The sequence below is a fragment of the Streptomyces oryzae genome, from assembly GCF_017676365.1.
Classification (GTDB): domain Bacteria; phylum Actinomycetota; class Actinomycetes; order Streptomycetales; family Streptomycetaceae; genus Streptomyces; species Streptomyces oryzae.
The window spans coordinates 21,024-33,483 of sequence record NZ_JADKMA010000067.1 but is presented as its reverse complement, the minus strand read 5'-3'; the positions used below and the strand labels follow the sequence as shown (position 1 = coordinate 33,483).

12 protein-coding genes are annotated in these 12,460 nt (G+C 72.3%); 5 read left to right on the top strand and 7 right to left on the bottom strand.

Features of this window, described 5'->3' with window-relative positions; all coding sequences use genetic code 11:
• The 4 genes from ITI46_RS15345 to ITI46_RS15330 all read right to left on the bottom strand — a co-directional run.
• On the bottom strand, positions 1-1,202 hold a 1,202-nt coding region (locus tag ITI46_RS15345; RefSeq protein ID WP_209240097.1), incomplete at its 3' end, for a GGDEF domain-containing protein.
• A gap of 147 nt (positions 1,203-1,349) precedes the next feature.
• Entirely contained in the window at positions 1,350-2,159 is an 810-nt protein-coding gene (locus tag ITI46_RS15340) for an enoyl-CoA hydratase/isomerase family protein (protein ID WP_209240096.1), read from the bottom strand.
• Between the two features lie 20 nt (positions 2,160-2,179).
• Positions 2,180-3,652, bottom strand: coding sequence for an adenylate/guanylate cyclase domain-containing protein (locus ITI46_RS15335; protein WP_209240095.1), 1,473 nt, complete (start codon positions 3,650-3,652; stop codon positions 2,180-2,182).
• A 165-nt stretch (positions 3,653-3,817) separates the two neighbouring features.
• On the bottom strand, positions 3,818-4,666 hold the full coding sequence (locus ITI46_RS15330) for a biotin--[acetyl-CoA-carboxylase] ligase (RefSeq protein WP_209240094.1): 849 nt from the start codon (positions 4,664-4,666) through the stop codon (positions 3,818-3,820).
• 146 nt (positions 4,667-4,812) lie between these two features.
• On the opposite strand from ITI46_RS15330, the gene ITI46_RS15325 reads away from it, so the two are divergent.
• The 4 genes from ITI46_RS15325 (at position 4,813) to ITI46_RS15310 (ending at position 7,563) form a co-directional block, all read left to right on the top strand.
• Positions 4,813-6,417 carry an acyl-CoA carboxylase subunit beta gene (locus tag ITI46_RS15325; RefSeq protein WP_209240093.1) on the top strand — a complete coding sequence of 535 codons (1,605 nt, stop codon included), beginning with the start codon at positions 4,813-4,815 and terminating at the stop codon, positions 6,415-6,417.
• A 10-nt stretch (positions 6,418-6,427) separates the two neighbouring features.
• Positions 6,428-6,691, top strand: a complete 264-nt coding sequence (locus ITI46_RS35505; RefSeq protein ID WP_209240092.1) for an acyl-CoA carboxylase subunit epsilon — start codon at positions 6,428-6,430, stop codon at positions 6,689-6,691.
• A 76-nt stretch (positions 6,692-6,767) separates the two neighbouring features.
• Positions 6,768-6,905, top strand: a complete 138-nt coding sequence (gene mmpB / locus ITI46_RS15315; RefSeq protein WP_209240091.1) for a morphogenic membrane protein MmpB — start codon at positions 6,768-6,770, stop codon at positions 6,903-6,905.
• A 43-nt stretch (positions 6,906-6,948) separates the two neighbouring features.
• Positions 6,949-7,563, top strand: a complete 615-nt coding sequence (locus tag ITI46_RS15310; RefSeq protein WP_209240090.1) for a Maf family protein — start codon at positions 6,949-6,951, stop codon at positions 7,561-7,563.
• Here the strand turns inward: ITI46_RS15310 and ITI46_RS15305 are convergent.
• A complete protein-coding gene (locus tag ITI46_RS15305) occupies positions 7,538-7,996 on the bottom strand; it encodes a hypothetical protein (RefSeq protein ID WP_372451956.1) in 459 nt (152 codons plus the stop codon). The genes ITI46_RS15310 and ITI46_RS15305 overlap by 26 nt on opposite strands.
• Positions 7,997-8,395: 399 nt before the next feature.
• Here ITI46_RS15305 and ITI46_RS15300 point away from each other — a divergent pair, with 399 nt between their 5' ends.
• Positions 8,396-10,180 (top strand): ATP-binding protein, encoded by a 1,785-nt coding sequence (locus ITI46_RS15300; protein WP_209240089.1) that lies wholly within the window; start codon positions 8,396-8,398, stop codon positions 10,178-10,180.
• Between the two features lie 17 nt (positions 10,181-10,197).
• Here the strand turns inward: ITI46_RS15300 and ITI46_RS15295 are convergent, their stop codons facing one another.
• Together ITI46_RS15295 and ITI46_RS15290 are read right to left on the bottom strand one after the other, a co-directional pair.
• Positions 10,198-11,316 (bottom strand): CapA family protein, encoded by a 1,119-nt coding sequence (locus tag ITI46_RS15295; RefSeq protein ID WP_209240088.1) that lies wholly within the window; start codon positions 11,314-11,316, stop codon positions 10,198-10,200.
• A gap of 203 nt (positions 11,317-11,519) precedes the next feature.
• Positions 11,520-12,425, bottom strand: coding sequence for a DeoR/GlpR family DNA-binding transcription regulator (locus ITI46_RS15290; RefSeq protein ID WP_247746028.1), 906 nt, complete (start codon positions 12,423-12,425; stop codon positions 11,520-11,522).
• Positions 12,426-12,460 lie beyond the last annotated feature (35 nt).

Sequence of the window (12,460 nt, the reverse complement as noted above, 5' to 3'; positions counted from 1 at the left end):
GGGGTCGCGGCGAGGCGCAGTGTGGGGTCGTGGGGGCCGCCCTCGCGGCCCGCCACGACCGGCTTGCCGGACCGCAGCGCCTTGGCCCGGTACTGCGCCGCGTCCGCGAGCCGGAAGATCCGGTGCGCGGTCCGCACTTCGCCGACCGGATCGCCGGTGGAGGCCACCCCGCAGGCCACGCCCTCCCCCAGCTCCAGTTCGGCCGCGCCCCGGCACAGTTCGTCGGCGGCGCGTACCACCTCGTCGGCCGTCGGCCCGACGGCCAGCAGACAGAACTCGTCCCCGCCGAGCCGCCCGGCCAGCGCGCCGGGCAGCGTCGCGGCGCCGGCGGACAGGACGGCGGCGAACCGCTCCAGCAGCCGGTCGCCGGCCTCGTGGCCCTGGGCGTCGTTGACGCCCTTGAGTCCGTTGACGTCGCAGACGACGAGACTGACGACGGTGCCCAGATCGCGGTGGAGTTCGACGGCCTCGTCCAGCCGGTTCTCGACGGCGCGGCGGTTGGCGAGGCCGGTCAGCGGGTCGGTGTAGGCGAGGCGGCGTACCTCCTCAAGACGCTCGTTCTGCGCGATGCCGGAGGCTATGAGCGCGGCGAGCACAGCGGCGAAGTCGGCGTCGTCCCGGGTGAAGGGGGGCCTCGCTGAGGCCCGGGCCACATACAGCTCGCCCCAGGCCCGGCCGTGCAGCACTATCGGGGCGATCACGCAGGAGCCACGGCCCCGGCGGCGCAGCGCAGCCACCTGCCGGTAGCTGTGTGCGGCCTCGCCCTCGGCCTCGGCGGTCCGTTCGGGCCCGTCGCCCTCCACCCACGCCTGTGGCCTGCCGCCGCCCGCCCACCACTCGTGCAGCAACTCGGCGACCTGCGGGAAGTCGTGGACGGGGTAGGACTCGTCGGTGGGGAACTCGGCCTCTTCCGGCGCCCGCTCCCCCACGTTGACCAGCACCCGCAGCCGGCCGCGTGCCCGCTCCCAGACGGAAATCGACGCGAACGCACCGCCCATCGCCTCGCAGGCGCCCCAGGCGGCCGCATGGGCTATGTCCCGGTGAGAGAGCGCGGCGGCGGCCTCCGGCTCGTCCTCGTCGTAGGGGTGCGGGCGGGCCGTGGCAGGCGCAGACGTCTGTGCGGCCGCCATGGCCTGGGACAGCCCCACGACGGCGCTGAGGCGCGCGTCCGCGTCCTCGCCACCCGCTCCTATTCCGCCCATACCGCCAAGATTAGGAGGCTTCGCCCCGTTCTGCCGCGCGGACCCCTAGGGAGAACCTCACTCTACGAAGAAAGCCGCAGTCTCGCCGGGGAATCACCACTGTCCTGGAGTGAGACCGCCTTAGTCACTTCCCCCGTACGCCCCTTGTCACTTCCCCGGCCAGTCGGGCTTCCGCTTCTCGTTGAACGCCGCCACGCCCTCCGCACGGTCGCCGGAGAAGGCGACGGTGCGCCAGGCGGCTTCCTCGACCTCCAGCCCGGCGCGCAGGTCCATGCCCCAACCGGTGCGCAGCGCCCGCTTGGCGGCCCGCAGCCCCACCGGTGAGTTCGCGGCGATGCGTGCGGCCAGCGCCAGCGCCTCGGCGCCGTCCTCGCCCTCAGCGGCCAGCAGGTCCACCATTCCGAGCCGGTGCGCCTCCCCGGCCTCGACCCGGCGCGCCGAGAAGATCAGCTCCGCCGCACGGGCCGCACCCACCCGGCGCGGCAGCAGCTGGGTGCCGCCCCCGCCGGGCACCACGCCGACCGACACCTCGGGCAGCCCCAGCACAGCCGTGGTGTCGGCGACGATCAGATCGCAGGAGAGCGCCAGTTCGTATCCGCCGCCCAGCGCATAGCCGTGCACTGCGGCGATGGTGGGCATCGGCAGCTCCAGCACCCCGCTGTAGGCGGCCCGGGCGTGCGGGCGCTGCGCGGCCAGCTCGGCGTCGCTGAGGGAGTTGCGCTCCTTGAGGTCGGCGCCCACGCAGAACGCGCGCTCGTGGGTGGAGGTCAGCACGGTGGCCCGTACGTCGCCGTCCCGTGCGAGCGCGGCACACGCGTCGGCGAGCGCGCCGGCGAACGCCGTCGACACAGCGTTCATGGCACCCTTCCGGTCCATCACCAGCTCAGCGACGTGCCCGTCCTTGCGGACCCGCACCCACTCCCCGAACGTCTGCTCGCTCTGTGCACTGTGATCCATGCGGAGCACGATAACGACGGTTAACCCTCTTGGGTACGGCGCCGCAGCAGCCACGGCTCGACCACGCCGAGCCCGCGCACCGGCCGCTGGTAGAGGGGCTGGAGCGCGAAGCGGTAGCCGGACAGGTCCTCGCTCTCCTTCTCCGACTCCGGAGCGGCGCCGGAGGCGGTCAGCTCGGCGCGGAAGGCGCCGTCCACCAGCACCGTGTCCTTGGGCGCTATCGAGGTGAGCCGGCTGGCGAGGTTGACCGTGTTGCCGAAGACGTCACCCATCCGGGTCGTCATCGTGCCGAACGCGATGCCGACCCGCAGCTCGGGCATCGTCTCGTCGTTCGCCATCGTCTCGATCAGCCGCAGCCCGATCTCCGCCGCGGTGCTCGCGTCCTCGGCGACGTAGAGGATCTCGTCACCGAGCGCCTTGATCAGCCGCCCGCCGTGCGCCGCGACCAGGTCGGCCGAGGTGGTCTCGAAGGCCTCCACCAGCTCGCCCAGTTCCTCGTCCTCCAGCCGCCGGGTCAGCCGGGTGAAGCCCACCAGGTCGGCGAAGCCGATCGCCTGCCGCCGGTTGACCATCTCCTCGTCGTCCTGTGCCTGTACGACCCGGCCCGTGGCGGCGGCCAGCTGCCGGCGCCACACATAGACCAGGAACTCCTCCAGCTCGGGGAGCAGCAACTGCACCAGCGGGAAAGTGACTTCGTTCCGCGTCATCCCCGGCTCGGGCGGCTCGGTCAGCCCCATCAGGAACGAGTCGATCTGCCAGTCGGCGAGCCGCGCCGTGGTCTGCCCCGTCGACCGGGCCACCTGCACCGCCATCGTCTCGCTCAGCAGCCCCGCCTCCACCAGCCCTGACAGCCGCCGCAGCGCCAGCACATCGGCCTCGGTCAGCGCGCGGGCCTGGCCCACGTCGGCGAAGCCCATCGCCCGCCAGAACCGCGACGCCAGCTCCATGGAGACCCCGGCGGCGCGGGCGGCCTGGAACGGCGTGTACTGGCGGTGGGAGCCGAGGATGAGCTCCTCGATCCGCAGCGCGCTGGGATCGGGCTCGTCCTCCGGGTCCCCGGCGTCCTCCGGATCCCCGGCCTCCTCCGGGTCCACCGCCGCCCCGTCGGCCGCCCCGCCGTCCGGCCGGCCGTCCGCAGCGCCGGAGGGGCCCGCAGCCGGGGCCGGTCCCGTGCCTGTGCCTGTGCCTGTGCCTGTGCCTGTGCCTGTGCCGCCTGTGCCCGGAGCCGCAGCCGGGGTGCCGGGGGCACCGTCCCCCGCGGGGTCGCCGACGGGATCCGGGGCGGCGGAACCAGCCGGACCAGCGGAACCGGCCGGGTCGGCGGCGTCGGCCGAGCCGGCGAGGCCGGGCGTTCCGCGGCCGTCGTCCCCGGCGCCGCTCGAGGCAGCGCCCGGGGCGGCCTCCGCGTCGGTCTCCGAGGCGCCCGTGGCCGGCGGGGGCCCGGCGGAGGAAGGCGCTCTGCGTTCGGGCATGCCCGGTTCGTCCACGGTCACCGCGGGCTCCCCGCACCCTCCGCGGCGTGGTGTCGCGGCCTTGCGTCGTCCCTGCGCACAGCCCTTCCGTTCCTCTTGCTCAACGTGCTCCGGGCCGGGACACCGCTGCCGGGTGGCACCCGATGTCACCGCCGATTGCCCACCATACGGCAGTTGTGCGGTACCTCACTCTCCCGTTGCGGGGCGCAGATGGACGATGTCACCGGCAGCGACCGGATGCTGTACGCCCTGTTCCGAAGCGATGATCAGCCGTCCGTCGCCGTCCACCGCGACGGCCTCCCCCACCAGCTCGTCTCCCCCGGGCAGCGTCGCCCGTACGGTCCTGCCGAGGGTCACGCAGCCCGCCGCGTACGTCTCCAGCAGGGTGCTGGCCGTGGGGTCGCCGTCCGCCGCCGTCCAGCGGGCGTACCAGTCCGCCAGCGCGCGCAGTACCGCGCGCAGCAGCGGGTCGCGGTCGGTGCCCCGGGCGCCCGCGAGGGCGAGGGAGCCGGCGGTGGGGACCGGCAGCTCGTCCTGGCGGAGGGTGACGTTGAGGCCGATGCCGAGGACGACGGAGTCGGCCCCTACGCGTTCCGCGAGGATGCCGCCGATCTTGCGTTCCCCGCCCTCGCCGGTGGTCAGCACGTCGTTGGGCCACTTCAGCCCGGTGTCGGCTCCCGCCGCACGGGCGAGCGCTCCCGCGGCGGCCACCCCGGCCAGCAGCGGGAGCCAGCCCCAGCGCTGCGGCGGAGGTTCGGGGCTCAGCAGCACCGAGAAGAAGAGGCCGGAGCGGGGCGGGGCCGTCCATGAGCGGTCGAGCCGGCCCTTGCCTGCCGTCTGCTCCTCCGCGATCAGGACGGCGCCGGGCGCTGCGTCGCCGCGCCGGGCCCGTTCGGCGAGCTCCGTGTTGGTCGAGCCGATGGACTCGGCCACCTCCAGCTGTGTCCACAGGGAGTCCCCGGTGACCAGCGCGCGGCGCAGGGCGGTCTCGTTGAGTGGCGGTCGGTCCAGGTCGGACCAGCGGTTGGGCGTCATGCCCGACAGGTTATGGACCCTCACGTGGCCGGTGTGCGCAAGCGGCAGTGTGGTCGCAGTGTGGTCAACGACGCACTCCGTAATGCGCAGGTCGCCGATAGCCTACGGGTCGGTAGCCAACCCGCGACGGTAAGGAGCCCTCCGAGATGTCCTCGCCCAGCCCCGACATCGACGACCTCGACATCCACACCACCGCGGGCAAACTCGCGGATTTCGAGCGCCGCACCAGCGAAGCCGTCCACGCGGGCTCCGAACGCGCTGTGGAGAAGCAGCACGCCAAGGGGAAGCTGACCGCGCGTGAGCGCATCGAGCTGCTCCTGGACGAGGGTTCGTTCACGGAGCTGGACGAGTTCGCACGGCACCGCTCCACCAACTTCGGCCTGGAGAAGAACCGTCCGTACGGGGACGGCGTGGTCACCGGTTACGGCACCGTCGACGGCCGCCCGGTGTGCGTCTTCTCGCAGGACTTCACCATCTTCGGCGGCGCCCTCGGCGAGGTCTACGGCGAGAAGATCGTGAAGGTCATGGACTTCGCGCTGAAGACCGGCTGCCCCGTCGTGGGCATCAACGACGGCGGTGGCGCCCGTATCCAGGAGGGGGTGGCGGCGCTCGGCCTGTTCGCGGAGATCTTCCGCCGGAACACCCATGCCTCCGGGGTCATCCCGCAGATCTCGCTGATCCTCGGCCCGTGCGCGGGCGGCGCCGTCTACTCGCCGGCCATCACGGACTTCACGGTGATGGTGGACCAGACCTCGCACATGTTCATCACGGGCCCCGACGTGATCAAGACGGTCACCGGGGAGGACGTCGGCTTCGAGGAGCTGGGCGGCGCGCGGACGCACAACGCGACCTCCGGCGTCGCCCACCACATGGCGGGGGACGAGAAGGACGCCATCGAGTATGTGAAGGCCCTGCTGTCCTACCTCCCCTCCAACAACCTCTCCGAGCCGCCGGGCTATCCGGAGGACGCCGACCTGGAGACCTCCGAGGAGGACCGGGAACTGGACGTCCTGATCCCGGACTCGGCCAACCAGCCCTACGACATGCACGCCGTCATCGAACATGTGCTGGACGACGGCGAGTTCCTGGAGACGCAGGCGCTGTTCGCGCCGAACATCGTCACCGGCTTCGGCCGTGTCGAGGGCCAGTCGGTGGGCGTGGTGGCCAACCAGCCGCTGCAGTTCGCCGGCTGTCTGAACATCGACGCGAGCGAGAAGGCCGCCCGCTTCGTCCGCACCTGCGACGCGTTCAACATCCCCGTCCTCACCTTCGTGGACGTGCCCGGCTTCCTGCCCGGTACGGACCAGGAGTACGACGGGATCATCCGGCGCGGCGCCAAGCTGATCTTCGCGTACGCGGAGGCGACGGTGCCGCTGATCACGGTGATCACGCGGAAGGCGTTCGGCGGCGCGTACGACGTGATGGGCTCCAAGCACCTGGGCGCCGACCTCAACTTCGCCTGGCCGACGGCGCAGATCGCGGTGATGGGCGCACAGGGCGCGGTCAACATCCTGCACCGCAAGAAGCTGGCCGCCGCCGGTACGCCCGAGGAGACCGAGGAGCTGCGCGCCCAGCTCACCCAGGAGTACGAGGACGCGCTGCTGAACCCGTATGTCGCGGCCGAGCGCGGCTATGTGGACGCGGTGATCCGCCCGGCCGAGACCCGCCGCCACATCACCCGCGGGCTGCGCACGCTGCGCACCAAGCGGGAGCAGCTCCCGCCGAAGAAGCACGGCAACATCCCGCTGTGAGGAGGCCGCGATGACGGAGTCCATCGAAACCGGGCCCGGAGACACCGCTCCGGCCGTGCCCGCCGAGCCGCCCATCCGCGTCGTACGGGGCAACCCGACGCCCGAGGAACTGGCGGCGGCGCTGGCGGTGGTGCGGGTCCGCGCCTCCGCCGCGGCGGAAGGAGAGCCGCAGCGCCCCGCGCCGAGCGCCTGGTCCGACCCGGCCCGCACCGTGCCGGGCCCGCTGCCGACGCCGGGTCCCGGCGCCTGGCGCCGCACGTTCTGGCCCGGCTGACCGGGCTCTTGCGGGGTGCGGGCGGCTGAGTACGCGTACTCAGGCGCCCGCACCGGCACGCGGCCACCATGGGCGGATGCTGTGGTCGGACCCCCGAGACGAACCGCCGCCGGAACTGAGCAGGACCCAGGAGCAGATGCACCGCCTCGGCTGGGTGCTGTTAGTGGTCACCGGGGTGGTGATGCTGCTGCTTCTGTCCGTCGCGTACTCGTGAGGGCCCGGGGACGGCCCGCGCGCCGACTCCTTACGATGGCGGCATGAACCCTCCGCGTCTCGTTCTGGCCTCCGCCTCCCCCGCCCGACTCGCGCTGCTGCGGCAGGCGGGAATGGCTCCGGAGGTCGTCGTCAGCGGCGTGGACGAGGACACGCTGAGCGCCCCGACCCCCTCCGCGCTGGCCAGGGTGCTGGCCGAGGCGAAGGCGACGGCGGTGGCCGCGCGGATGGAGGGCGCGGACGCGCTGGTCGTCGGCTGTGACTCGGTGCTGGAGCTGGACGGGCGTCCGCTGGGCAAGCCGGCGGACGCCGAGGAGGCGACGGCGCGCTGGAAGGACATGCGGGGCCGCTCCGGCGTGCTGCACACCGGGCACTGCGTCATCGACACCCGCGTCCCGGGCGAGGAGGGGCGCCGCTCGGTGACGGCGTCCACGACGGTGCACTTCGGCAGGCCGACGGACGAGGAGATCGCGGCCTACGTCGCCAGCGGCGAACCGCTGCACGTGGCCGGGGCTTTCACGCTGGACGGCCGCTCGGGTCCGTTCGTCGACGGTATCGAGGGCGACCACGGCAATGTGCTGGGCCTGTCGCTGCCCACGCTGCGCAGGCTGCTGCGCGAGCTGGGCATCGCCGTCACGGACCTGTGGGCTCCGCGCTGATCCCGGAGCCGTCGCCGGGCCGACCGGCACCAGGCGCCGGCTGTGCCGGGGCTTCCATGGCCTCGCCGTACCAGGTCAACGACCAGACGAGCAGCCCGAGGACGCCCATCATCACCAGGAAGGCCAGCCAGCCGACCAGGCCGACCGAGAAGGCACCGAGCACCCCGTGCACCACCGCACAGCTGATCAGCACGATGCGCAGGAAGCCGCGCGGCGGCACATCGCGCACCGCCGTACGGACCAGGATCAGCGCGCAGCCGAGCACATAGCCGCCCACGAGCACGGCACCGATCACCGCCGAAACCGTCATCGCACGCGGGTCGATGCCCGCCAGCGACATCTGCTGAGCGTCGGCGACCTTGCCCAGGAAGAGATTGAGTCCCACGAGCATGGCTGCTTCCATCGCCAGCACCGCCGCGGTGACCGCGGCCACCGCCCGTCTGCGCCCCGCCACTTGGCCACCTCTTCCGTTGCCCTTGCTGCGTCGTTCGCTCTGTCGTCACTCCAGGTACGTGCTCTTGGCAGGGCGAACGCTACTCACGGGTACAAGCCAGGGCAAGGGAAAGGACGCACAGCAAAATTTCCCTCTCCGAGTCGTAGGGACTCCACAAAGACCGGCGCGCTCAGCGCACGACTCCGACAGAGAGCTAGCCCACATGCCTGAGGCACACAATCCTGCGCCGAATGCGGCGTACCGTGGGACAACAAGGGGAGATCCGGTTCTGCGCGACCCGCGGGTGACACTCCGTGTGGGCAAGCTCACCCCCCTTGGCGGCTCGGCGTCAGGTGTCGCCTGTACCTAAACTCAGCTTGTTTCAAGGAGGGAGCCATCGTGCGCAAGGTGCTCATCGCCAACCGCGGCGAAATCGCCGTCCGCGTCGCCCGCGCGTGCCGGGACGCGGGAATCGCGAGCGTCGCCGTCTATGCCGAGCCGGACCGGGACGCCCTGCACGTCCGCGTGGCCGACGAGGCATTCGCCCTGGGCGGTGACACCCCGGCGGGAAGCTATCTGGATGTCACCAAAGTACTGAAGGCCGCCGCCGATTCGGGGGCCGACGCCGTACATCCGGGCTACGGATTCCTCTCCGAGAACGCCGACTTCGCACAGGCCGTCATCGACGCGGGCCTCAACTGGATGGGCCCGCCCCCGCAGGCCATCCGCGACCTGGGCGACAAGGTCGCAGCGCGGCACATCGCACAGCGCGCCGGCGCCCCCCTCGTCGCGGGCACCAAGGACCCGGTCTCCGGCGCCGAGGAGGTCGTCGCCTTCGCCGAGGAGCACGGCCTGCCCATCGCCATCAAGGCCGCCTTCGGCGGTGGCGGACGCGGCCTGAAGGTCGCCCGTACGCTGGAGGAGGTCCCCGAGCTGTACGACTCGGCGGTGCGCGAGGCCGTGGCCGCTTTCGGCCGCGGCGAGTGCTTCGTCGAGCGCTATCTGGACCGGCCCCGGCACGTGGAGACCCAGTGCCTGGCCGACAAGCACGGCAACGTGGTCGTCGTCTCCACCCGTGACTGCTCCCTCCAGCGCCGCCACCAGAAGCTGGTCGAGGAGGCCCCGGCGCCGTATCTGACGGACGAGCAGAACGCCGAGCTCTACCGCGCCTCCAAGGCCATCCTGCGCGAGGCCGGCTACGAGGGCGCGGGCACCTGCGAGTTCCTCGTCGGCCAGGACGGCACCATCTCCTTCCTGGAGGTCAACACCCGCCTCCAGGTCGAGCACCCGGTGACCGAGGAGGTCACCGGCATCGACCTGGTCCGGGAGATGTTCCGGATCGCCGACGGGGAGGAACTGGGCTACGAGGACCCCCCGTTGCGCGGTCACTCCTTCGAGTTCCGTATCAACGGCGAGGACCCGGGCCGCAACTTCCTCCCGGCCCCCGGCACGGTCACCACCTTCGCGCCGCCCTCAGGACCCGGCGTCCGGCTCGACGCGGGCGTCGAGTCCGGCTCGGTGATCGGCCCGGCGTGGGACTCGCTGCTGGCCAAGCTCATCGTCTCCGGCGCCACCCGGCAGCAGGCCCTGCAGCGGGCCGCGCGGGCGCTGGACGAGTTCGAGGTGACCGGCATGGCCACCGCGATCCCCTTCCACCGCACGGTGGTAAGGGACGCCGCCTTCGCGCCCGAGGTGAACGGCCGTGAGGGCGAGCCGTTCGACGTCCACACCCGGTGGATCGAGACGGAGTTCGTCAACGACATCAAGCCGTTCGCCGCTCCCGCCGCCGGGGAGACCGACGAGGAGGAGGGCGCGGGGCGCGAGACCGTCGTCGTCGAGGTCGGCGGCAAGCGGCTGGAGGTCTCCCTCCCCTCCTCGCTGGGCATGCCGCTGGCGCGCGCAGCCGTCGAGGGCGGCGCCCGCAAGCCGCGGCGCAAGGCCGCCAAGAAGTCCGGCACCGCCGTCTCCGGCGATGCGCTGGCCTCCCCCATGCAGGGCACCATCGTCAAGGTCGCCGTCGAGGAGGGCCAGCAGGTCGAGGAGGGCGAACTCATCATCGTCCTGGAGGCGATGAAGATGGAGCAGCCGCTGAACGCGCACCGCGCCGGCACGGTGAAGGACCTCCGGGCGGAGATCGGTGCCTCGGTGACGTCCGGCGCCGTCATCTGCGAGATCAAGGACTGAGATCGAGGACTGACGCCTCAGCGGCGGGCCCGGACGGTGAGCCTCCCTTCGGGGTCCGTTTCCACGCGGACCCCGAACGGCTCGCTGACCCGGTCCAGGGTTGCCCGCAGCCACTCGGTGTCCGCGGGCGAGGCCCGCACGAGGCGCATCCGGCGCGCCTGGAAGGGGATCAGCCGCACGTCGGACGCCAGCCCGGTGTCCGTATCGAGCGTGACGGCGTGCAGCAGGCGCAGATCGTCGCGGAACTCGGCGAAGCCGCTGATGCCCTCGTAGTCGTCGATGAAGTCCCCGCAGCCGTAGAGGACGAGCCTGCCCCGGTAGAGCTCGACGGGGCGCGGGTGGTGCGAGGAGTGGCCGTGTACCAGGTCCAGGCCGCTGTCGATCAGCGCGTGCGCGAACCGCACCTGCTCGGGCGGTACGTCGTAACCCCAGTTCGAGCCCCAGTGGACCGAGGCGGCGGCGAGGTCGCCCGGGCGTCTCAACTCGGCCACCAAGGCGCCGACTTCCTCGGCTTCCGCCGTCGCCGACTCCCGGACGAGGTGGACGCCCGGCCGCTCGTCCGTCGCGGCCCAGTGCGCGGGGATGCCGCTGGAGGGCGAACCCATGGATACGACGAGCAGTCGCCCGCCGCCCGCGCCGAGCGGCGCCGACACCGGCGTCCGGGCCTCGGTCAGATTCCGGCCCGCTCCCGCTGTCCGCAGCCCGGCCTCCGCGAGGGTGTCCAGCGTCTCCAGCAGCCCGCTGACGCCGAAGTCCAGCACGTGGTTGTTGGCCAGTACGGTCACCTCGGGCCGGGCGACGCCGAGGGCCGCCACGTTCGCGGGGCTCATCCGGTAGTGCACGTCCTTGCACGGGGCGAAGTCACCGCTGCGCGTGACGCTGGTCTCCAGATTGCAGATCCTCGCGCCGGGGGCCAGCTCGTCCAGCGTGCGCAGGGTCTCGCCCCAGGGCCAGGGGAAGTCGACGGGGTGCGGGACCGGCCCGTTCGCCGTCCGTGCGAGTGCGACGTAGTCCCGCGCATCCCGCATGCACGGTTCCTCGAGCAGGGGGCTGCCGGGGTGCGGCAGGATCTGATCGACGCCGCGCCCCAGCATGACGTCACCGGTCAGGGCAACCGTCACCGCGTTCCCGGACACGTATTCCACGGTAGTGGTTCGGTGTCCGGGGAGGGGCTGCCCCTGTCCGATGTCTGCGGGCTGCGGGTGATCTGTGGTGTGGGGGCACCCCCTGCTCGAAGAGCTGGGGGGGGGAGCCGTTCCCCGCGCCCCTTACGGGGCGCGTCTCCCCTCCGTCGCTTGCCGGCCCCCATGTGGCGTGAACAAGACCGGCCTGAGAGCGCCTAACGGCGCCTGGGCGCCAGGTCCGCCACCCGGGGCGGGCCAGCGGGGGCCGAGCGGAGATGACCGGGGCTCCCCTGATGCGCGCTCCCACCCTGGGCGGCGGCCCGCCGCGGGGTGGGCATGGGGACCTCGGAGCGCCCCCTCTCGGGGGCAGCGGGCGAGGTGCCGGCGACGGCGATCTGGACGCCGCGATCGGCGAGCGCCTGCAACTCCGTCTCCGCACGGTCGTCGTGCGGCGGCGGCTCGTCCGTCACCAGGCGGGTGATCACATCGGTGGGCACCGTCTGGAACATGGTGTCGGTCCCCAGCTTGGTGTGGTCGGCCAGGACCACCACCTCGCCGGCCGCCTGCACCAGCGCCCGGTCCACGCTCGCGGAGAGCATGTTGGAGGTGGACAGCCCGCGCTCGGCCGTCAGCCCGCTGCCGGAGAGGAAGGCGCGGGAGACCCGCAGGCCCTGGAGTGACTGCTCGGCGCCGCTGCCGACCAGGGCGTAGTTGGAGCCGCGCAGGGTGCCGCCGGTCATCACCACTTCCACCCGGTTGGCGTGCGCCAACGCCTGCGCCACCAGCAGCGAGTTGGTGACGACGGTCAGGCCCGGCACTCTGGCCAGCCGCCGCGCGAGTTCCTGCGTCGTCGTTCCGGCTCCGACGACGACGGCCTCGCCCTCCGAGACGAGACCCGCGGCGAGGTCGGCGATGGCCGTCTTCTCCGCGGTGGCCAGGTGGGATTTCTGGGGGAAGCCGGACTCCCGGGTGAATCCCCCCGGCAGTACGGCCCCGCCGTGACGGCGGTCGAGGAGTCCTTCGGCCTCCAGCGCCCGCACGTCACGGCGTACGGTCACTTCGGAGGTCTGGACGACGCGGGCCAGCTCGCGGAGGGAGACCGCTCCGTTAGCTCGCACCATTTCGAGGATCAATTGACGACGTTCCGCAGCGAACA

Bases quoted from the DNA above. Each gene is read 5' to 3' on its own strand.
- ITI46_RS15340 (WP_209240096.1), bottom strand. From the start codon at position 2,159: ATGGATCACAGTGCACAGAGCGAGCAGACGTTCGGGGAGTGGGTGCGG.
- ITI46_RS15330 (WP_209240094.1), bottom strand. From the start codon at position 4,666: ATGACGCCCAACCGCTGGTCCGACCTGGACCGACCGCCACTCAACGAG.
- ITI46_RS15325 (WP_209240093.1), top strand. From the start codon at position 4,813: ATGTCCTCGCCCAGCCCCGACATCGACGACCTCGACATCCACACCACC.
- ITI46_RS35505 (WP_209240092.1), top strand. From the start codon at position 6,428: ATGACGGAGTCCATCGAAACCGGGCCCGGAGACACCGCTCCGGCCGTG.
- mmpB (WP_209240091.1), top strand. From the start codon at position 6,768: ATGCTGTGGTCGGACCCCCGAGACGAACCGCCGCCGGAACTGAGCAGG.
- ITI46_RS15310 (WP_209240090.1), top strand. From the start codon at position 6,949: ATGAACCCTCCGCGTCTCGTTCTGGCCTCCGCCTCCCCCGCCCGACTC.
- ITI46_RS15290 (WP_247746028.1), bottom strand. From the start codon at position 12,425: ATGGTGCGAGCTAACGGAGCGGTCTCCCTCCGCGAGCTGGCCCGCGTC.